The sequence below is a fragment of the Planctellipticum variicoloris genome (genome assembly GCF_030622045.1).
Classification (GTDB): domain Bacteria; phylum Planctomycetota; class Planctomycetia; order Planctomycetales; family Planctomycetaceae; genus Planctellipticum; species Planctellipticum variicoloris.
Map to the genome: position 1 here is coordinate 6,800,895 of NZ_CP130886.1, position 18,858 is coordinate 6,819,752.

Annotated in this window: 20 protein-coding genes, 1 tRNA gene and 1 pseudogene; 6 read left to right on the plus strand and 16 right to left on the minus strand. The window is 61.4% G+C overall.

Going from position 1 to position 18,858, the window contains the following annotated elements; genetic code table 11:
• Window positions 1-18: 18 nt before the first annotated feature.
• Entirely contained in the window at window positions 19-945 is a 927-nt protein-coding gene (locus SH412_RS26535) for a LysR family transcriptional regulator (protein WP_336521063.1), read from the minus strand.
• Between the two features lie 176 nt (window positions 946-1,121).
• Here SH412_RS26535 and SH412_RS26540 point away from each other — a divergent pair, with 176 nt between their 5' ends.
• The 4 genes from SH412_RS26540 (at window position 1,122) to SH412_RS26555 (ending at window position 5,342) form a co-directional block, all read left to right on the plus strand.
• Window positions 1,122-2,480: a cytochrome B6 gene (locus SH412_RS26540; RefSeq protein WP_336521064.1), complete on the plus strand. Its 1,359-nt coding sequence runs from the start codon at window positions 1,122-1,124 to the stop codon at window positions 2,478-2,480.
• A gap of 636 nt (window positions 2,481-3,116) precedes the next feature.
• Window positions 3,117-4,199 (plus strand): DUF1559 domain-containing protein, encoded by a 1,083-nt coding sequence (locus SH412_RS26545; protein WP_336521065.1) that lies wholly within the window; start codon window positions 3,117-3,119, stop codon window positions 4,197-4,199.
• A 46-nt stretch (window positions 4,200-4,245) separates the two neighbouring features.
• Window positions 4,246-4,878, plus strand: coding sequence for a hypothetical protein (locus tag SH412_RS26550; protein WP_336521066.1), 633 nt, complete (start codon window positions 4,246-4,248; stop codon window positions 4,876-4,878).
• A gap of 377 nt (window positions 4,879-5,255) precedes the next feature.
• Window positions 5,256-5,342 (plus strand) — tRNA-Ser (locus SH412_RS26555).
• A gap of 216 nt (window positions 5,343-5,558) precedes the next feature.
• Here the strand turns inward: SH412_RS26555 and SH412_RS26560 are convergent.
• The 9 genes from SH412_RS26560 to SH412_RS26600 all read right to left on the minus strand — a co-directional run bounded on the left by SH412_RS26560 (window position 5,559) and on the right by SH412_RS26600 (window position 12,984).
• Window positions 5,559-6,743, minus strand: a complete 1,185-nt coding sequence (locus SH412_RS26560) for a tyrosine-type recombinase/integrase (protein WP_336521067.1) — start codon at window positions 6,741-6,743, stop codon at window positions 5,559-5,561.
• Between the two features lie 451 nt (window positions 6,744-7,194).
• A complete protein-coding gene (locus SH412_RS26565) occupies window positions 7,195-8,328 on the minus strand; it encodes a hypothetical protein (protein ID WP_336521068.1) in 1,134 nt (377 codons plus the stop codon).
• Between the two features lie 175 nt (window positions 8,329-8,503).
• Complete coding sequence (locus SH412_RS26570; RefSeq protein ID WP_336518647.1) at window positions 8,504-9,535, minus strand: IS630 family transposase; 1,032 nt, start codon at window positions 9,533-9,535, stop codon at window positions 8,504-8,506.
• Between the two features lie 463 nt (window positions 9,536-9,998).
• Complete coding sequence (locus SH412_RS26575; RefSeq protein ID WP_336521069.1) at window positions 9,999-10,235, minus strand: hypothetical protein; 237 nt, start codon at window positions 10,233-10,235, stop codon at window positions 9,999-10,001.
• 113 nt (window positions 10,236-10,348) lie between these two features.
• Complete coding sequence (locus SH412_RS26580) at window positions 10,349-10,594, minus strand: hypothetical protein (protein WP_336521070.1); 246 nt, start codon at window positions 10,592-10,594, stop codon at window positions 10,349-10,351.
• 8 nt (window positions 10,595-10,602) lie between these two features.
• On the minus strand, window positions 10,603-11,538 hold the full coding sequence (locus tag SH412_RS26585) for a hypothetical protein (protein WP_336521071.1): 936 nt from the start codon (window positions 11,536-11,538) through the stop codon (window positions 10,603-10,605).
• Between the two features lie 15 nt (window positions 11,539-11,553).
• The gene (locus tag SH412_RS26590; protein ID WP_336521072.1) at window positions 11,554-11,772 is read right to left on the minus strand and encodes a DUF6117 family protein; all 219 of its coding nucleotides are present in this window, start codon (window positions 11,770-11,772) and stop codon (window positions 11,554-11,556) included.
• Between the two features lie 2 nt (window positions 11,773-11,774).
• Window positions 11,775-12,002 carry a hypothetical protein gene (locus tag SH412_RS26595; protein WP_336521073.1) on the minus strand — a complete coding sequence of 76 codons (228 nt, stop codon included), beginning with the start codon at window positions 12,000-12,002 and terminating at the stop codon, window positions 11,775-11,777.
• Window positions 12,003-12,096: 94 nt separating this feature from the next.
• Window positions 12,097-12,984 (minus strand): hypothetical protein, encoded by an 888-nt coding sequence (locus tag SH412_RS26600; protein ID WP_336521074.1) that lies wholly within the window; start codon window positions 12,982-12,984, stop codon window positions 12,097-12,099.
• A 319-nt stretch (window positions 12,985-13,303) separates the two neighbouring features.
• Between SH412_RS26600 and SH412_RS26605 the strand changes: the two genes are divergently transcribed.
• Window positions 13,304-13,528, plus strand: coding sequence for a helix-turn-helix domain-containing protein (locus SH412_RS26605; RefSeq protein WP_336521075.1), 225 nt, complete (start codon window positions 13,304-13,306; stop codon window positions 13,526-13,528).
• 11 nt (window positions 13,529-13,539) lie between these two features.
• Here SH412_RS26605 and SH412_RS26610 read toward each other — a convergent pair whose 3' ends face one another.
• The 6 genes from SH412_RS26610 to SH412_RS26635 form a co-directional block, all read right to left on the minus strand.
• Window positions 13,540-13,836: a hypothetical protein gene (locus SH412_RS26610; protein WP_336521076.1), complete on the minus strand. Its 297-nt coding sequence runs from the start codon at window positions 13,834-13,836 to the stop codon at window positions 13,540-13,542.
• Between the two features lie 32 nt (window positions 13,837-13,868).
• Window positions 13,869-15,353: an AAA family ATPase gene (locus SH412_RS26615; RefSeq protein WP_336521077.1), complete on the minus strand. Its 1,485-nt coding sequence runs from the start codon at window positions 15,351-15,353 to the stop codon at window positions 13,869-13,871.
• An 81-nt stretch (window positions 15,354-15,434) separates the two neighbouring features.
• Window positions 15,435-15,659: a hypothetical protein gene (locus SH412_RS26620; RefSeq protein WP_336521078.1), complete on the minus strand. Its 225-nt coding sequence runs from the start codon at window positions 15,657-15,659 to the stop codon at window positions 15,435-15,437.
• Window positions 15,656-15,850: a DUF2997 domain-containing protein gene (locus tag SH412_RS26625; protein WP_336521079.1), complete on the minus strand. Its 195-nt coding sequence runs from the start codon at window positions 15,848-15,850 to the stop codon at window positions 15,656-15,658. Before SH412_RS26625 ends, SH412_RS26620 begins: the two co-directional genes overlap by 4 nt.
• Complete coding sequence (locus SH412_RS26630; RefSeq protein ID WP_336521080.1) at window positions 15,847-16,215, minus strand: DUF1257 domain-containing protein; 369 nt, start codon at window positions 16,213-16,215, stop codon at window positions 15,847-15,849. Before SH412_RS26630 ends, SH412_RS26625 begins: the two co-directional genes overlap by 4 nt.
• 1,075 nt (window positions 16,216-17,290) lie before the next feature.
• Window positions 17,291-18,454 (minus strand): IS4 family transposase, encoded by a 1,164-nt coding sequence (locus SH412_RS26635; RefSeq protein WP_336521081.1) that lies wholly within the window; start codon window positions 18,452-18,454, stop codon window positions 17,291-17,293.
• Between the two features lie 149 nt (window positions 18,455-18,603).
• Between SH412_RS26635 and SH412_RS28730 the strand changes: the two are divergent.
• Window positions 18,604-18,780, plus strand: a pseudogene (locus tag SH412_RS28730) (IS110 family transposase); the annotation flags it as partial.
• Window positions 18,781-18,858: the final 78 nt, after the last annotated feature.

The following is an 18,858-nucleotide window of genomic DNA, read 5'->3' on the forward strand; positions in this document are numbered from 1 at the left end:
ACCGGAACCGACAGTCTGTTAACGACCGGCCCGGCCGCGAGTGCGGGTGGTGGTCGCCGACTTGCCGAATTCCGGGGCAATTTCGCGGACACAATCTTTGAAGCGATCCGCGATCCGGCTTTGAAAGCGATAGGGGTTCCAGGCCAGCACGATTGTCCGGGCGGGCTTCGGCTCGGCGAGCGACCGGTAGTTCCGCCGTTCGCTGGAATCGACCGCGCGGGCCATGCGGGGGATCAGCGAGATCCCGTGCCCTAGAGTTACGAGCTCCTGCACGGTCGCGAGCTGGCTCGTCCGTTCGACGGAGACTGGTTGAAACGACCGATGCCGGCAGTAGGAAACGATGTTGTCCGACAGGCAGTGCGTTTCGTCGAGCAGCACGAAGGGGTAGCCGTCGATGTCGGCGATGGTCACCGATTTGCGATCGACGAGCGGATGCCCGTCGGGCAGGACCAGCAGCAGTTCCTCCTCGAACAGCGGTTCGACGGCCAGGTGCTGCTTGGGAATCGGGGCGGCCAGCAGTGCGACGTCGACTTCCCCCTGATGGCAGCGCTGCAGCAGCTTGTCGGTTGTTTCCTCGAAGACGATCACGGTGGCGCGGGGAAAGCGGGTGCGAAATTCCCGCAGGACCGCCGGCAGCAGGAAGGGGGCGATTGTGGGAATGGCCCCCACGCGAATCCGCCCCGACTCTCCGTCGTCAGTGATCTCCGCCAGCGTGTCCTCGACCAGGGACAGAATCTGTTCGGCCCGGACCTTCAGCATCCGACCGGCGTCGGTCAGCACGAGACTTCGCGACTGCCGCTCGAACACCGGCTGACCGATCTCCTGCTCCAGCTTGGCGATCGACCGACTGAGGGCCGACTGGCTCACCAGGAGCTCCTCGCCGGCGTGCGTGAAACTCTGCCGTTCGGCGACCTTGAGAAAGTATCGGAGCTGACTGATTTCCATGAGGCGGACCCTCTACAGCGATGCAGCAGACGCATGGCCGATAGAACGAGAACTCATTTCCAGCATAGCCGGTACTCTGCGACAATTCGTCGAGTCGGCGGATTGGCGAGTTTCGCCATCGTCTCGCAGGGAGAGTTGCCGACGGCCCGTGATGCACTCGCAATGAGGAGACCGTCATGAAATTGAAGCTGCCGGGATGTCGAACCGCCGTTACCGCGCTGCTGGCGCTCGCGGGAGCGACGGTCGCCGTCGCCCAGGACGAAGACTTCGGTGCGCTGGTCAAGCGACTGCAGAGCGAACAGCCTGCGTTCGCCGAGCGACAGCAGAAGCTGCTGAAGGAGCGCTACGATCTGTCGGACACGCCCGACGACGATGCGAAAATGTCGCGCGGCAAGCCGGTCCAGTCGGGCATTCGCGTGCGGCTGCCGCGGGGAGTGACCTGGGACCAGCTTGCGGCGATGACGCCTGCCGACGTCAAAGCGAAGAATCTGTGGCCCGCCGGCTTCTTTCCCCTGCCGCACCCGCATCACGAAGCGGGGGGCATGATTTTCACCCAGGTGCTGATCGACGAAACGAAGAAGCAGACCGGGCGCGACCTGACTCGCTTCGATCTCAACTTCGATCTGCCCCAGCATTTCCTGCCGGAATTCCCCGCGCCGATCTACCTGACCACCCGGCCCGATCTCGGCGACGTTTCGCAGGGGAAACTCGTCTCGATCTCCAACTACTACGAACTGTTCAAGGACATTCTCAATCCGAAGCAGCTTGAGGGCCTGCGACTGCTGGTGACGCCGTTTCCCCAGCAGCAGTTCAACGCCACGGACGACCGCCGCTCGCTCATGGCGCATCTCGGCGTGTCCTGCTTCGACTGCCATTCCAACGGCCACACGACCGCCTCGACGCATACCGTCGGGGACATCCGCCCCAACGAACATCGCCACCGGATCGATACGCCGACGCTCCGCGGCGTGAACGTCCAGCGGCTGTTCGGTTCGCAGCGGGCCATGAAAACGATCGAAGACTTTACCGAATTCGAACAGCGGGCCGCTTACTTCGACGGCGACATTACGACGGCCGCGAAGAAGGGGGTTAATCCGCTCGAACGGGGGAGCCAGGTCCACTTCATGGCAGAATTTCAGGCGCTGCTCGACTTCCCGCCGGCGCCGAAGCTGACCGTGTTCGGCAGACTCGACCCGAAGCTGGCGACGGAGAGCGAACTGCGCGGCGAAGCGGTCTTCTTCGGGAAGGGGCAGTGCGCCTCGTGCCATACGCCGCCCTACTACACCGACAACCTGATGCACAATCTGAAGGTGGAGCGGTTCTTTAACGAGAAGATGATCAACGGTCGCAAGGCGTCGGCAGACGGCCCGATCAAGACGTTCCCGCTGCGGGGCATTAAGGACTCGCCCCCGTACCTGCACGACGACCGCCTGCTGACGCTGGAGGACACGGTCGAGTTCTTCAACCTGGTACTGGAGCTGAAGCTGACGACGCAGGAGAAGCAGGATCTGACGGAGTTCATGCGGGCGTTGTAGGCGCTCGGATGGAATGGATTATCGACGAGCCGGGAGCTCGCGTCGCGAGATGCGGGCTCCCGGTTTTGGTGAGCTGAAACGCAGGCCTGCCCCGATCGGTTGCGCGATTCTGGTCAACCCGCAGCCTGGATGCCGCGATTTTCGCCGAAACGCTTTACTCGACAAGACATTACGAGAACGCCTGACGGCTGCTCCGGGACACCCTCTGATCTAGAATCCCGTGGGCAAATCTGGGAGCGGGGAAAGGTCCACCTTGTCGAATGCGGCCCAAGATCGTCGCTTCGAACCGCCGATGTCATAGATACAGCCTGCTCCGCCTGTCATGCCATTCCGGGACATCACGATTCGTGACTATCATTCTGTACGACTCTGGCGGGCTCGTCGCGGAATTCGGCGGCTTTGAGACACCTCCTCCGCGTAATCTCCGAAGAAAGACCTTGACATCGGAACCCGTAGCGCGCTTAATCAATTGCGACGAGGTTCTCTAAGAAGTGGCTCTGCGCCACTATATTCGTCTTGAAATTCACGTCCGGGCGGGTTCTGCCGTCGCCTTTGAACTCCAGGTTTTCTTCAACTCCAATGTCGCTTGTTGCGGTCGTGGAGTTGTTTTGTCGTCACTTCATTTGTGGAGCCGCCATGAGCCGACTTTCGAAAACTCGCCCCCGTGGATTTACCCTAATTGAACTCCTGGTCGTGATCGCCATTATCGCGATTCTGATCGCGCTCCTGCTGCCGGCAGTGCAGCAGGCGCGCGAGGCCGCTCGCAGGACGCAGTGTAAGAATCAACTGAAGCAGATCGGTCTTGCTCTGCATAACTACCATGACACGTTCAACAAATTCCCTGCCGATGGAACATGGTCCTACAATCGCGGTCCGTGGGTCGTCGCAGGCGGGGCGCCGGGGGCGCAGCCAACTGGGGAGCAGTCGCGACATCTCACGTGGATTTACTCCATCCTGCCCTACGTCGATCAGGCCCCGCTGTTTAACCAGATCAATTCATCTCTCCCTTCATGGAACCAGACACTTCAAACCGGTGCCACGGTCCAAAGTGTCCGGCTTCCCAATTTCATCTGCCCTTCGGACGACACCTATCAGAATCTGCCACAGGGGATCGCCTATACTAGTTACGGCGCCTCCGGCGGATATGATTGGTGGTCCCGCGAAGACCAGCACGCCGGCGTTTTTTCGCTCGGCCAGTACAGCAATATCTCGGCCATCAAAGACGGTACTTCAAACACCGTGATGATCGGTGAGGTCAGCGCTTCTGGCGCGGAACTCGCCGGGAATGCCTGCGGCGGAGGGAACGGGCGTTTGCGACGTGGCAACAGTCGGGTCTTTCGCGCTCTGCTGATATCCACGCAACAGCACCCTCGAACGCTGCAGAATATCGGCGTCTGGACAGCTCCGGACGGAACGACTCATAACGGCAGCACTTACACAGCCTCCGGCTCTTTTTGGTGGAAGCCTTCGCCTTATGCCTGGGGGCCTTCCTACTTTTCTTTCCGAGCACCAATGTCGGAATGGGAGGGCGCAGCGAGCCCTCATACCGGTGGTGTGCACGTCCTGATGGCGGACGGAACCGTAAGGTTTGTCAGCAACAATATCCAGGCGGTCTGCTATGGGTCCGCCGGGAGCGCAGTCGCTCCTCAGGGAACGATCTGGAACTCGATTCATACGATGAACGGTGCTGGACTTGAGATTCAATCTGGAGACTTCTAACGTCCTGAGCCAGACTGGACGTCGGGGCTGAATGATCAGCCCGCCCATGAATGTAGTCTTCCCGATCTCTGCTGATCTGGAGAACTCCGGGGCAGCTCTCACAAGAGCTGCCGAAATTGGTCCAGCAGACGGCTCGACGAGTTGTGCCTGTCGTCTGCTCAATGTAACCGAGCCCCGATTGCCTTTTAAGTGGCCCACCAGTCTCGTTCTTGCAGAGACGACATCAGAGGAGAACTTTGTGAGGACCTACTGGCCTCGGATCAGCGCGATCGCATTGACTCTTGTGACTCTCTTCACGGTTGGTTGTGGCGGTGGTTCCACTCAAAAGCGTCTGCCTGTCTATCCGGTGAAAGGGACATTGACGCTGGATTCCAAACCCTTGGGCAACGTTGAGCTGCAGCTTCAATCGCTGAGTTCGCAGCCGGATTCTCTCAAACCGCCAGCCTATGGCACGGTAGGCGCCGATGGCACTTTTGTGCTGTCCACTTATGGCAAGGGCGATGGAGCCCCGGAAGGAGACTACGAAGTCGCGTTGACGGCCGACGCGATGAATCCCGTTGGCTTACCATCCTTCGCGCCCTTTCAAGTCAGTATCAAGAAGGATACGGGAATCATAGCAATTGATCTGAAGTCCACAAAGACGCGACGGCAGGGAGCCGGAATGCCGCTGGTTGAGTAGCTTCAGATTCGGGTACGTTCGCTTGATGCAACGACTCCAAACCTTTCGTACCGTTGGTCCGCTTGGAGTGAGGCGCTTGGACACATTGACGGCCAATCCGCTGAAGCGAGGTTTGGTCTTTGGAAGTCGATTGTCGAATCCTCATACCGTGCGATTGCGCCCAGATTGTTGGCTTGCCCTTCGCGGCTGCCGGGGGGCTCAGACCGCAGGTTATCCTCAACCATTGTTGGGGCAACACGTTACGAGCATGGGCTCTGTGCAATCCAGATCCTCGAACGCCACTCTTGGCGCTGCCGGGCGGGGGGAGGTATGATTCTCGTTCCACTGCCGCAGACCCGAACCGAATTCGCCCGACGGGTGTCTGGCGGTCGAAACCCGGAGAGGTGACAGAGCGGCCGATTGTGCAGCACTGGAAATGCTGTGTACGGGAAACCGTACCGGGGGTTCGAATCCCCCCCTCTCCGCTTGTTTTGCTGTCGTCGCCGCAACTTGTTGTAAACCAGTGAGTTGCGAGCAGGAACCCTGATTGGCACAGTCGGCTGTGCCGAAACTGTGCCAATCAGGGGAGCGACGGAGTTCAGGTGAGCATCTTTCACGAGCTTCCCCACGGTCGTTCGGGCGAGTTGCCTCCCTTTCTCCCACGAATTCCCCCGCCGTCACGCTGACCACGGGCGGCTGCTTCAAAACAACTTCACCTGCTGCATCTGGCGGATCGATTCCTCGTCGTGCAAATGGTAATACCGGTGCACCATGCGGCTGTTGCGGTGGCCGAGCCAGTTCATGAGCACTCGCTCTGTGGTGCCGCTGTTTGCGCAGTTGGAACAGAAATAGTGTCGGAAGCTGTGCAGGCGGCCGTCGATGAAGCCCGGTTCGCCCGGTCGTGACGGGAACTGCGAAGCCAGCGGCGTCAGAACGTCTCGAATCAGGATGCGGCGGACCGTGTCGGCCTTGATCTTCCCGCCCAGCGCTCCGTGGAAGATGCGTCCATCGGGATGCGGCGACAGGGTTCGCAGGAGATCGCCCAGCATTTCCTGGATGGGAAAGGTCCGGTCGCGTCCGGACTTTGTTGTTCGCTTCTCCTGGCCTCGTCGAGATTTTTTCGTCGTTTCGTCGGTCAGGGTGATCAGCGTTTTCTCCGGGTTGACGTCGGACCAACGCAGCGAAGCCAACTCCGAAATCCGCAGACCGGTCGCCGCCAGACCCACGACGACTTCCCGTAGCCAGGCCAGTTCCGGCGTCTGGCAGTGCTGGAGGATGGCCTCCACTTCCGTCGGCTTCCAGCAGTAGGTGTCCGTGCCGTCAGGCTTCTTCAACGGATAGCTGAATGCCGCCGAACTCGGCAGATGCTGGTTCTCGATCAGGAATTTGGAAATCTGCTTGAGCGTGGTCAGTTCCAGGTACTCCGTCGCATACGCATAGGATTCCCCGTCGAGCCAGCCGGCATAGTCATCCATGAGCTGGCGGTTCAGTTCATTCCAGGTACGGCGTCCCTGGGCCTCGGCGAACGGGATGAACTTGTCGAGGACCGCCCGGTAGCGTTTGGCCGTGGAGGGACGCGGTCCGCCGGAGATGATCGGCCGCTTCACATAGCCCTCATAGAGTTTGCGGCCCTCGGCCCAAGGGACGATCTGACGGGATTCGGTTTTGAGCAGGTTGGCATGGGCCTGTCCGTGCTGGACAGCCAGGTTCAGGTCCAAGTCGTCCAGATCTCGCAGCGCTTCGGCCCGATTCCGGGTGCCCAGCGATCGACGGCCTAGTGATGGGATATTGACCCGACCATCGACAAAATAGACACCATCGCGTGTTCCCAGCAGCCAGCGATAGTACCGGCACTGGATTTGCTCTTTCGTGCGCGGTTTGGGCACGGAGATTTTCTCCTTTCTTGTTGCTGTGAGTGAACTTTCCGTCGAATCAGCGTTCGGAAAGAATGTTCATCGCTTCTTCCAGTGCAGACGGGGGCCCGGAAGGCGGGGAGAGGTAGCGGGCGGTCTCTCGGTCGCTGGTGCCCCCGCCGGGGTTCGAGAGGCTTCGCACACCTGGGAGAGAATGTTTGCAGAGATCAGTACTCGCGTACCAGGGCCACCCGGCTGCCAGATTTTCAGGCTGCCGTCCTTGACCCGGCGGCGGATTGTACTTTCCGAGAGCGTCGAAGCCGCCGAGAATTCCTTGATGGAAAGATAGTTCTGGCAGGACGTTTCGGATAATTGCGGCATGAGTGCTTCCGGGGAGAGACGCGAGGGCTGTTCGCCCTCTACCTGTTCCCAGATAGTGCGCGCGTTATCTTTTCACGGAATTTCAGACCGCCATCGGGCTGGGTCATTCCTCGAAAAACCGATCACGAAATGCCTGCACGATGGCAGTCCCCTGAGGACCGAGTTCCATCCGGAGGCTGATCTCCTCATTCGTTAATCCCTGGTTGACGAGATCTCGGATATCCATCTTGAAGTCCAGGATGGCTTCGTTACCGGTGGTCATGGAATTCGCATGGACCAGTCCGGAACTGGCCCGGGCGGGCGTGACCACGCTTTCGGGAATTTCTCGTGGGGTTCGAGACCGATGAGGTCTGCGGGCCGCTGCGCGACCAACGGCTTCGGCGAATCCAGACAGCTTTTCCGGGCCGAAGATTCTCAACCAGACGGGAGGTGAATAGGAATGGCCCGTGATCAGCTCGAAAGCGCGGCGATAACGGTGATGAACTGTTCCCCGCGAAAGGTGGAGCCGCTCGGCGACATCTCGCAGGCGCATCTCAGCAGCATTGTCATATCGACCATTCCGCCAGCCTTCTCGCAGATCCCAGACCTGCAGATAAGCAGGGTAGTTGTCCGCACGATCCCGCCGCTCTTCCCCGGCTGTCCCTTCTCGCCAAGGTTGCAGCGCCCTAGGCAGATCGCGGCGCAAGGCCCGCAGTGAGGCTGAAGGAGAGATCGATAAGATCGGCGCGTCGACATAACCATCTAAGCTGGGGTCATTCTGTTGTGCCAGTTGCAGGAAGGCAGCCTGTTTCATTTCGTCCAGTTCCCCATCCCCCGTGAACCCCCGCAGGAGATTCAGTCCGATTTGTGCGAGCGTCTCTTTGGGTAGTGCTGCGATCAGCATTCCGACCAGTCCACGACAGGAGATCGGATGAATCGTTCCCGCCAGCCAGGATTCCACTGCCGCATCAGACCCGAGTTGGTCAAATTCCAGGGCAGGATCCGCCGGCAATCTCCCCACCCCAATGCAGCCCAAAGCAGAGACGGCGAATTCGCGAAAGGCCAGTTCGCGCAGTGATGAACTGGGTTCCTGGAGAAAGTACCGTCGTGCCAGAGCCCAAGCCTGGAGATAATACGGATGACGCCGCGTCGATTCCCAGCGGTAGTGGGCAGACAAAGACCGGAACGGGCTCATTGGTTTTGGCAAAAGAGTAAAGGCACCACCCCAGCTTGGACCTTCCGGTTGGCTGTCGCTCATTCGTTCATCCGTTTCTGTGGTACTTTCGAAAGTCTTTCGCGGGACTCAATTTTGCCCGTATTAGAGCCTGATCTCAATCTGACTTTCTCACGATTACGTTGCCGGCGGAGATGTCCAGCACATCTGACGCGACTAAATCACCGGCCACGATTCTGAAACACTTCGATGGTCGTTCCTACAGCGCCGCCGGTCGCCGGTGGTTGTGTCGGCGGATGTAGGAGCGGACGTTTCGCATCAGTTGCGGCATCGTCGAGCATTTGTGGTTCCGTGTCACGTTGGCGTGTAAGTCCTCCCACGTTCGTTCGATCCGGTTGTGATCCGGACAGTACGGCGGCAGGAAGTGCAGGCGCAGCCTGCGCCCCAGCGGCGTCGCCAGACTCTCCCGCACCAGTCGGGTCGTATGGATCGCGTAGTTGTCCAGGACGACATGGATCTTCTTCGCCTGCGGATAGCGCTGCGTCAGCTCCCACAGCAGCAGTACGAACAACGCCGTGTCCTTCCGGTCGCCTTCGATCGCGATCAACTCCTTCGTCCGCGCATCCTGAGCCCCCGCCAGGTAACGCTTCTCGTTCTTCCCCGGCGTGAGAACCTGTTTCTGCTGCCCGCGGAGCATCCAGTCCTCGCCGATCTTCGGATTGAGATGGATGTCGATCTCGTCCTCCCAGACCGCCACTTCGCCCGTCGGCAGATGCGCCACCAGTTCCTCGATCTGCTCCAGACACTGCTGTTTTTCGGCCTCCGGCCACGGACACTCGACCGTTGGCTTCGGTCGTCCGCGCCGCGCCCCGATCAGCCGCAAGGCCCGGCTCATCGTCGACAGGCTGATCTTCACACTCGTCCGTCGACGGAGCGTTGTGATCAGCATCTCCCGCGTCCAGGTCGGCCGCTTCCAGCCGTCCTGCAGCGGATCGCCGGCCACGACCTCCCGCAACTGCGTCAGGTACTCCTCGGTCAGTTTCCGTGGCCCGTTGCCGCCCCGCCGGTCGAACAAACCGATCTCGCCGTCCTTCCCGTAACGCTGCTCGGTCCGATACACGGTGCTGCGACCGACCTTGAGCGAGCGGGCAATCCAGGTGGGAGAACGTCCTTCCAGTCGATGGATCACGATCAGATACCGCGTTCTCAGCCCGGCGTCCTTCAGAAACTTCAACTGCTCGGACAACCGCTGCTTGGCGCGCTCCGCCCGGGGTGAAAGAATGCCTTCCATGGGGAACTCCTTCCTTGGTTTGGAGTTGTGATACCTCCAAGGTAAGGGTTCCCCATCTCGTTTCCACTGCAATCCCTCCGCTCTGCCGCGCGCCTCACATTCGTGGCCGGTGATTTAGCAACGTGATGGCCGGTTCGGGACGGGGAGGAGCCACTCCCAACGCCTGCCGGATCGATCGTCGAGCGAATCCAGGCCATCTGGTCTCGGGGAAGTTCAATCGCAGCGCCTCCGTTGTCGTGGGTGAGTTGTCCGGGAGCGGTTTTGATCGATTCGCGGCTTTGTTCCGCGCATGGCCTTCATGAACTGGTCCATTCCCCACGCCAGGCCGACCCACGCAAGGAGCGCGGGCCAGCCCAGCAGAGGGAATCCCACCAAAGAGATCAGCAGCCAAAAGGCGACATAGCGATTGCTGCCCTCTTGCAGCCGGGCGAGCTTTCGGCGGCGAGAATTGTCGTGGACCAGTTCAGGCCACCCGCCGGATAGCACTCACGGACTGGCAGACCACAGGATCTTTGCGGGACAGATCGAACTCGTCCCAGTCGATGAACTGGGGCGGCAAGAGATTTGGTTCGGGATCAAAGTCGTCGTCCGTCAGATCGATGGACGAGAAGCCGAGGCGGCGGATCGTGGCGAGGTCCTCGCCGGTGGCGCTGGCCACGGCACAATCGAGATCGTGCTGGTATCGGTTTCGTCGGGGCATCGTTTTCACTCCTTGAAGAAGTCGGGGAAGGAAAACGACCGCCCCACGGTGAGGCGGTCGTGAGAAGACACAACCGCCCTGCATACGCAAGGCGCAGACTTAACGAATGACAGCTACCTTGACGGCAGCAGCCAGTGTTCCTGGAGCCAGGTCACCTCAGCGGTCAAGGCCGCAGAACGTGAAGGGAACGGTCCCAGCAGCGGGCCTTGAACTGGGGAGAGATCCGCCATCCATTGGCCATCGGGTGTCGGCTCGACATGCGAACCACGGCGAATTGACAACCGGCCGAGGCGGTTCAGATGGATGGCTTCGTCAAAGACACAGCGAACCGTTCCCGTCGCTTCGATCAACAGGTCCATGTCACCTCCTATCGTGGTTTACGAAGGATGTTGCGGCGGGGCCGGTCGACCATCAGGCCGTCCAGTGACGACTGCACGCTCGACAGTTGCGCGGCAACCCGCTGGCGCAGCGTGGTGTTGTCCCGCAGTTGCTGCGGTTCGACGCCGTTCATCAGCCGCTGCGCCCGCTGCACCAGGTCGTCGAGCTGATCGTTGGAGCGGACATTGAGCGTGCGGAACCGCTCGAAGAACTCGGTCAGATTGGTGACGACCGAATCCCGGAAGACTTTCGGCTTCCCGTCGGTATCGCCACTCAGTCGTTCTCCCAGATGCTCGACGAGCCGGGACAGCTCCTCGGTGAAGGCTTGCTCGGCCAGTTGCACCGCTTCGTCAAACCGGGCCTGCACGCGCTGGCATTCCAGCTCGTACAGGGCCGGATTCAGCTGACGGAGGTAGTCGGGCGGTTCGACCGACGGATACTCGTGCTCGATCCCGAACAGGCCGATCAGCGTGGCGGGGTAGTCGGACAGATCGAACAGCTCTCCCAAGCGTTGCCGGGCGGCGGATCGGAGGTCGGCGTAGTGCCGATCCAGCTCCGCGACCGCTTCGCCCAGTTCCTCCCGGAAACCGGCGAGCTGCCGGTCGAAGTCGCCGATCGTCCGCTGCGGAATCAGGCGGATGCTAGGTTCGGGATACGGGAGCGAAACGGCGCGCCAGTAGCTCTGGCAGCGACCCTTGATGGCGGTCACGGCCTTGAAGGCCGGATGCGACGTGTCGAGCAGCTTCTTGCCGGCCGACAGGAACTTGCCTTCGGCCCCGAACGAATCGGCAGCCTGGTTCTTCTGTTCGACGGTCAGGGATTTGCGGGTGCCGAGCCAGGTGAAGCTCAACCGGACTGCGGCCATTGTACTGCGGAGCCGGTCCGACGCAGCCGTGGTGGGTATCTGATCCATGAGAGTCGTCATTCCGGGGATCCGATTCTAGTTGAGAGGTTGAAGGAGTTCGTAAGGGTTCTCGCGAAACAACTGCGCGAGCGGGACGAGTTCGACCTCGCCGCCCGATGTGGGCTGGACGGCGCAGATCACGGAGACGGACTCGCCACTGCCGAGTGTCGCGAATGCCACGAGGGCCGCGTCCCCGGCACAAACGGCCCGCAGGAGCGTGTCGAAGTTGGCGCGATCGCCAGCCGACAGGGGCATGGTTAGGACTCCTGATGAGGTGGCGGGATCTGGGGTGACAGGGGCGCGAGCCCGTAGGCCTGGAGCAGATTGCTGATCTCGCCGAGAGTCTCGGAGTCACACTCTCGATCGGGATCCCAGTCACCCTCCTCATCCTGATAGACCAACAGCTGGAGCTGGGTGACCAGCCCCAGCAGCTCCGTGGCGGAAAGTTCATTGAGCTGTCGCGGAAAGAACGGGTTGCGCGGCACACACTGTCTCCTGAAAGAAACGAAAAACGCCGTTCGATCCCGGAATGACTGGACCGAACTGCGTTAGAAACGACTGCTTTGGTGAAGAACCGAGCTACGGATCGATGGGTGGCAGTGGAAACGCGACGCCGCGGTAGCGTTCGCGCAGGATCGCCTGCAACAGCTCGATCTCCCGGAACTGCGCCTGTTGCTGCTCTTCTAGCGCGACGACATCGTTGATCAGCTGCTGGGCTTCCGGCGGAAGTTTCTCCATCAATTCAGGCTGAACGATCAGCCTGGCCTGGATCTGTTGCCATTGGAGAGCCCGTTGCCCGGCGGACTCGTTACCCCAGTCGACCTGAAACGCTTGCATCAGCTGGGGAATCTGCGCCAGAACGGTGAGCAACCGGTCATCCTGTTCCAGATGCCGTTGGACCATGTCGAGTAATTCCAGGTCGACGTGCGCCGTTGAAGCGGCTCGGGCCTGTTCAACCTGTTGCTGCAAGTCCCGCGTCAACCGCTCGAAAACCTCAGGCATGGAGTCCGTCTCCGTGAGACGGCGAAAGCGGATCCCATGCAAGTTGGCCACGGCGTTCTTCCAGTAGGTTGCCGTGGCCTGACGGGTCCGCCCCTGTTGAAGGGCGAAGTTGGCCGAGTCAGGGTTTGCAATTTGACCTCTCAGCTGCTGAGTAACGGAGGAGCCCGCCGGAAGTGGGAAATAGAGCCCGCGCTCCGGCTGCATGGCTCTTTCGCCGGCCTTGGTGGCCATGATTGCAATTCCCACGGCGATGAAGGTCTTCCAGTCCAGCCACGTTTCCGCCTGATGTGTGCGTGCTGGCTTTAGGCGCTGTTCGAGGCTGTTTCCCAGCCACAACAGGGACAACACAATGACCAGACCGCACAGGATCCAACCGCACAATGTGACGGTCTCGCTTGCGGCGTGGATGTCACTGTTCCACCAGCGAGTGACCGCCCAGCCCATCATCAGGATCACAATAGCCACGACGCCCCCTGCCAGCAGCACGGCCGAGCCGATCCAGGGAGGGCGTGACGGACGTTTCTCCGGGGGCTGGGGCTTTGTGGATGAAGTCTCAGCGGACCGACCGGCGATAGGATCAAGACTCGATCCAGATTCAGAGGGTTGCATCAGGAGCTCCAGTGAGTGGTGTTGGAATGGGAAGGGAGACAGCGGTTCGAATGGCAGCCTGCCGTCCCGCTGCGGGAACCAGACCATCCGCCGCGGACGATGCGCATCGTCATCAGTTCAAAGTGCTACTCATAGTCCGTGGAGCGATACTCATTGTCAACATTCCAATGTCCGCATGGTCAAGCGAGCGGCGGACATCCTGGAGCGGTTTGGAGAGCGCGTCCGCGTGCTGCGGAAGGAATCCGGCTATTCCCAGGAGAGTTTTGCCGCGGCGTGCGGCCTCGATCGGACCTACATCGGCGGGATCGAGCGGGGCGAGCGGAATGTCGCCCTGCGGAATATCGAGACCATCGCCCGGGCGCTGGGGATCACGCTGGCCGAGCTGATGGACGACCTCTGAAGGTCCGCCCGTCAGCGGTTCGATGGAATTAGGACGACGACTGGAACCTGATCGCGAGGCGGCCTCTCGGGAATCGATTCCTGCAGCGGGGCGTCTGACATGCGGCCGGTCTGTCGATCGAACAGGCCGATCCGCGGTTCAACCTCGGCCAGGAATCCCTGGAATTGACGGACTTCTTCGGACGTCACCGGTTGATCGAGCGCGACATCCAGGTACGGCCGCACGGCGTCCCCGCCGTGCGGCACGAGTTCTTCGTTCAAGAATTGCAGGGCCGCCCGCAGGAGGGCCAGGTGGCGTTTCGTCAGCACGGAGACTCCTGTTGGGGGGGTGAGAATGGGAATCAGTTCATGGATGCATCGCGGGTAACCTTCCGCCGCGAGCCCGTCTTGGCTGTCGGAGACTGGGAAAAAATCCCGGGCTGCTGGGCAGACAGGCAGCGGCCGCTGGCCCAGTTTCGGAGCCGGTCGATGCTTTCCGCCGCCGTGACCGCCACCGGGACCACGTTCTGGGCCGCCTGGGACAGCGGCACATCGAGCAGCGCCGAGAGCCGGCAGCAGGCTTTGATCTCGGCCCCGGTCCACTGGGCATCCTCCGGGATTGTCACGGCGGGATCGATGGCATACCGGTCCCGGTAGATCGTCCAGATGGCGTCCTTTTCCTGCCGCGTGGGCAGATCCAGGAAAAACATCCCGTCGAACCGCTCCGAGCGGCCGAACTCCGGCGGCAGGCGGGAGATGTCGTTCGAGGTGCAGACGACGAAGACGTCCGACGTATGGTCGTTCAACCACGACAGAAACGTCCCGAACATCCGCGACGCCACGCCGGAATCGCCGCCGCCGTTGACGCCGGCGAAAGCCTTCTCGACCTCGTCGATCATCGCCACGCAGGGAGCCATCGCCTCGATCAGACGCAGCGCCTGCCGGGTCCGTTCCTCCGACTGCCCGACGAGCGAACCCAGCAGGCTGCCGACATCCAGCACCAGCACCGGTCGCCCGACTTCATTCCCGAGCGCCTTGCAGAACTGCGATTTCCCACAGCCGGGAGGCGACAGCAGCAGGACGCCCCGCGGGCGCTTGTGGGGATGCCCCCGGTTCGGCTGCAACAGGGCCCGCTTGCAGAAGGACTTCAGGGCGGCCAGTCCGCCGAGGCTGCCGAAGTCCTCCCGGCCCCGGTGCAGCTCCAGCAGACCGGATTTCTTGAGCATGCCCGATTTCAGCTCCCAGACCGCCTCGCTGGTGATCCGGCCGTGGCGCACCAGCGACAGGCTGAAGGCGTTTTCCGCTTCCAGCCGCGTCAGTCCCACCGCCGCATCGAGGATGGTGTCGAGTTCCGGTCCGGCGGGGAGCTCCGACGCCTCGGTGGCGATCCCGCGGGCAATCTCGGCCATCTGTTCCCGGTCGGGGAGTTCGTGTTCGATCACCACGAACAGCTTGTCGAGTTCCACCGGCAGTTGGATCACCGGGGCGAGGATCACCACGATGGTACGATTCTGCTTCCCGGCCAGAATCTGTTGCGACAGCGCCTGCACGATTTCCACCGACGACAGAAACCGATGAAAATTCTCCAGGACCAGCAGCGCGGTCCCGTCCGGCGTCGCCAGTGAATTGATGACTCGGATCGCCGCCAAGGGATCGCCTCCGGACTGTTCGACGGCGGCCCCGCTGACGCGCAGCCCCTGGTCGATGTTCCAGGTGGCCAATCGCCATTGTTCCCGTTGGCAGAGCTGCGCGATCGCCGCTGCCCCTTCGTGTTGTTCGTGCGTTTCAATCCAGATCGCGGTGAAGCACGCGCGCACGTACTCCGCCAGCTGCTCAGAGAGCGCCATGTGTGGTCCTTTGCGGGTTGTGGATGGGAGAGGAACGGCGGACGCGACGGTCCACCGATACGAAGAGAAAAGTCGAGCGGATCAGCGGCTTTCGAGGCGGGCGAGTTCCCGTTCGAGGCGGGAGATGGTTCGCTGCTGCTTCTCGACAGCGTGAAACGCCCGTTGGAGACGCGACTTCCATCGCAGTAGCGACTGCTGCTCGGCCTGGAGTCGCGTCCGTTTCGCGTTGATTCGGCGTTGCCGGGTGGAGTCATCGGCCGTTGCTCTGACCGAACGCAGCACATGCCGGCGCGGTGTGGTCGTCATTGCCCCTCCTTCAGGTACTGCTGGCTGCCGGTGGATTGATGGAACTCCGCTTTGAGCTGTTCGTCAACCTGCTGCCCAAGCGCTTGTTCGACGAACCGGCTGGCCAGACGGCACTCACTCCCGACGAAGCCCTTCGTTTCGACGCGCGACTGGCCGCTGGAAGCCACGATGATCTCGATGGTCTTGTTCAAGCCGCACCTCCCACCTGAATGGTCAGTTTGATCGATCCGTCGGCCAGCGCCTGTTCGGTCACGGTGTGGCCCCGACGCCTGGCCTCAATCCGAGTTTTCTCGACCGCATATGTTTGCAGGAATCTGTCGAGATGCCGCTGCTCACCCCAGCGACCCCCGAAGTTGTCGTACGCGATCTTCGCAGTGACGACATCGCAGACGACTGGATACCGCCATTCCGGCAACCTCACCGCCCAGCCCACCGCCGAGCTGTTGAAGAGCTTCATCTCGCCGAACACTGGCTCCGGCAACGCCAACCGACCACACGCCGCCCGAATGGCGACCGGGTCACGGATCTCGGTCTGAATCGAAACAATGTGCGACACGTTGATCCTCCGCGTACATGGAATCCCTCTCGGAACCGACCATCGGTCCCGCCTGCCAGTCCAACCGCTGCCCCAGAAAACAAAACAGCCTCGCAAAGACCGGCCAAAACCGATTCTCACGAGGCTGTTATTCGCATTCGGCCAACCGCCCAGAGCTATGCCGAGGGCATCACCTTATATGACGCATTTTGGACCAGTTTTTAGGTCGTCGTGACCGTCGACGAGAGGGCTGCCGTGAGTTCTTGAAGGGAACTTAGCTTCGGCGTCGAAACTCGTCGGCCAGCTCGGCGCTTTGTTTCCGACTGAGCGTCTCACGAACGCCGAGGCAGGAGAAGCTGACACGGGTCACCGACAGGCTGAATGGTGCCAGAAACGGCTTCGGCCAGAGCTATGCCACTGGCTCTACCTTATATGACGCATTTTGGACCGATTTTAAGCTGGCTTTGCGTCTGCCGGCTTCAGGCCCGACGATCGAGTGCATTTTCGTGCGGGACGAAACCCTCCTCGTCCGAACAGGGAGACTTTCTCCGCCACGGCGTTCTCGGCGACCCCAACCAGATTTCGGCCCTCGTCCAACCTGACGAATGTTTGCATAATGCCTCCATGACAAGAGAGCCATTCTCCAATGGCAGGCGAGGAGTGACGTGCTCGAAGCCGTTATGATGTGTCGCGACGCCTGATTCGGCCGCGGATGGCAACTCACTGGTCAAACGCCTTGTTGAGGACAATGTCGGAAGTCACACTGCAACAACACGTTGCGACAAGAACTCGCCACAAAGGATTGCCCGTCATCCTCTTCAGAGGACACTTGAAATACGTTGATTGCATTGTCAGGTGCTGGCCCGCATTTCTCACACAGCCTTTCGCCGGGCGGGGTTTCGGGGGCATGGCTCCCGTCGAGGGGGCACGCAATTCTGTTCGGCCCAAGGATTGCCGGGGGTGGCGGGAGACGGGTTGTGACGTCGTGGGCGAGGATTCGTCAGCGTCAAGACGCGCCTTTGGCGATTCTCCGGCAGATGTCCGCGCAGCGTCAACCGCCACGGCCGTGCGGAATTCGCAGCACGGGTGGTTCTGGCTATCCCGGTAATTTTTCGAGGGCCGCCAGATGAGCGTCCAGTTCCTCGTCGCTGACCCAGCCGAGGAGGTAAAACTGAATCGCTTCGAAGGTCCGCTTCGTCGGCTGACGACCGGTCCGCAACTGGATCAGCAGACTCGCGATCAACACCGCATACATCTGCAGCAGCACGCCGTTGGGGTTCTCCGCCACCAGATGCCGACAGCCCAGCACGCTCTTGAGCCAGCGGAAAAACAGCTCGATCGTCCAGCGATAGCGGTAAGCCAGCGCCACCAGATCCGCAGCGAGGTCCAGCCGGTCCGTCACCAGCCACAGTTCGGTCGGCTGGCCATCGCGATCGCTCGTGCGGACGATCACCAGCCGCATCGGCCGGCCGACGACGTCCTTGTGCTTGTCCGTCCCCAGCCGCTTGAGCACCACGTCCCGCACGACGCCGGCGGCCTCGGACTCCGGACTCAGCGGCCGGTCTTCCTGAACGTGCAGGCTGATGTCGTCTTTGACGCGGGCGACCAGCGACGAACCGGCGTCGAGGATGGCCCGGAACAGCTCGAACGACGCGTAACCGCGATCCAGCACGTAGAGTCGGTCCGGCTGCAGCGTGGCCTTCAACTGGGCCGGTTCGGAACTGGCAGCCGGCGTCACGGTGAGCTGGCACGGAGCGGCTTTGAGCACGTCGAAGTGCAGATGAAGTTTGACGCCGCGGCAGTCCCTCTGCCACAGCGCCCACGCCATCCGCGACAGGCCGCGGAAGATCGAGCCGTCGACGGCGGTCAGCCCTTGGAGGGCTTCGGCTTCGCGGCCGGTCTTCAGCGGCAGGAGTTGGCCGACCAGCTCTTCCAACAGCGGTTCCAGCAGTTCGGCGTCGAATACGCGGGCCGCTTCGCTGAGCGAACCGAGCGAAGTCCGCGCGATGCCGAGCTTGCGGCGGGTCTGCTGCCAGCCGGAGACCTGCTGCAGGGCTCGCAGACTCTCGATGGCGGGCGTGAAGAAGTAGACCAGCAGCAGGCAGAGGTAGTCGTCGAAGAACAGCGTGCGGTTGCCGGCCTTGTCGCGTGCGGTGCCGGCGTCGTGCAGCCGGGCGACGAGTTGCCGCATCTGCCGGACCAGGCGCGTCCCCTGCAGGTCTACCTGCGATTCCACCAGCACTTTCCGCCGCCTTGCCATTCTGACAGTCTCCATGGACTGTCAGGGGGATGCGCAAATCTTGTGCCGAACAGGATTGAGGGGGCACGGGATGCGAGGATCCACTTCCCGCGTGGCGGGCGGTGCGTGGCGGTCGGTCGCAAGCCTGATCTGCGGTTTTCCGTCTCGGACAGACGTGCGTGCTGCGGGCCTATCTGCGGCAGCGGTCGATGCTGACCGAGCACGCCTGCCAGCACATTCTGCACATGCTCAAGGCGCTGACGCAGATGAATCTGAAGCTCGACAAGGTTCTCTCCGACATCACCGGAGTGACCGGCCTGCTGATCATCGACGCCAGGTGGGACGGCCTCGCAGGAGAGAGTAGAGGCTGCCTACCGCTCGGGAAATGCTCCGGCGGAAAGGGCTCCAGCGGATGGTACTCAAAT

What these genes read in the sequence shown, in the direction of transcription:
- SH412_RS26535 (WP_336521063.1), bottom strand. Translation starts at nt 945, where the DNA reads ATGGAAATCAGTCAGCTCCGATACTTTCTCAAGGTCGCCGAACGGCAG.
- SH412_RS26540 (WP_336521064.1), top strand. Translation starts at nt 1,122, where the DNA reads ATGAAATTGAAGCTGCCGGGATGTCGAACCGCCGTTACCGCGCTGCTG.
- SH412_RS26545 (WP_336521065.1), top strand. Translation starts at nt 3,117, where the DNA reads ATGAGCCGACTTTCGAAAACTCGCCCCCGTGGATTTACCCTAATTGAA.
- SH412_RS26550 (WP_336521066.1), top strand. Translation starts at nt 4,246, where the DNA reads ATGAATGTAGTCTTCCCGATCTCTGCTGATCTGGAGAACTCCGGGGCA.
- SH412_RS26565 (WP_336521068.1), bottom strand. Translation starts at nt 8,328, where the DNA reads ATGAGCGACAGCCAACCGGAAGGTCCAAGCTGGGGTGGTGCCTTTACT.
- SH412_RS26570 (WP_336518647.1), bottom strand. Translation starts at nt 9,535, where the DNA reads ATGGAAGGCATTCTTTCACCCCGGGCGGAGCGCGCCAAGCAGCGGTTG.
- SH412_RS26575 (WP_336521069.1), bottom strand. Translation starts at nt 10,235, where the DNA reads ATGCCCCGACGAAACCGATACCAGCACGATCTCGATTGTGCCGTGGCC.
- SH412_RS26580 (WP_336521070.1), bottom strand. Translation starts at nt 10,594, where the DNA reads ATGGACCTGTTGATCGAAGCGACGGGAACGGTTCGCTGTGTCTTTGAC.
- SH412_RS26585 (WP_336521071.1), bottom strand. Translation starts at nt 11,538, where the DNA reads ATGACGACTCTCATGGATCAGATACCCACCACGGCTGCGTCGGACCGG.
- SH412_RS26590 (WP_336521072.1), bottom strand. Translation starts at nt 11,772, where the DNA reads ATGCCCCTGTCGGCTGGCGATCGCGCCAACTTCGACACGCTCCTGCGG.
- SH412_RS26605 (WP_336521075.1), top strand. Translation starts at nt 13,304, where the DNA reads ATGGTCAAGCGAGCGGCGGACATCCTGGAGCGGTTTGGAGAGCGCGTC.
- SH412_RS26615 (WP_336521077.1), bottom strand. Translation starts at nt 15,353, where the DNA reads ATGGCGCTCTCTGAGCAGCTGGCGGAGTACGTGCGCGCGTGCTTCACC.
- SH412_RS26620 (WP_336521078.1), bottom strand. Translation starts at nt 15,659, where the DNA reads ATGACGACCACACCGCGCCGGCATGTGCTGCGTTCGGTCAGAGCAACG.
- SH412_RS26635 (WP_336521081.1), bottom strand. Translation starts at nt 18,454, where the DNA reads ATGGCAAGGCGGCGGAAAGTGCTGGTGGAATCGCAGGTAGACCTGCAG.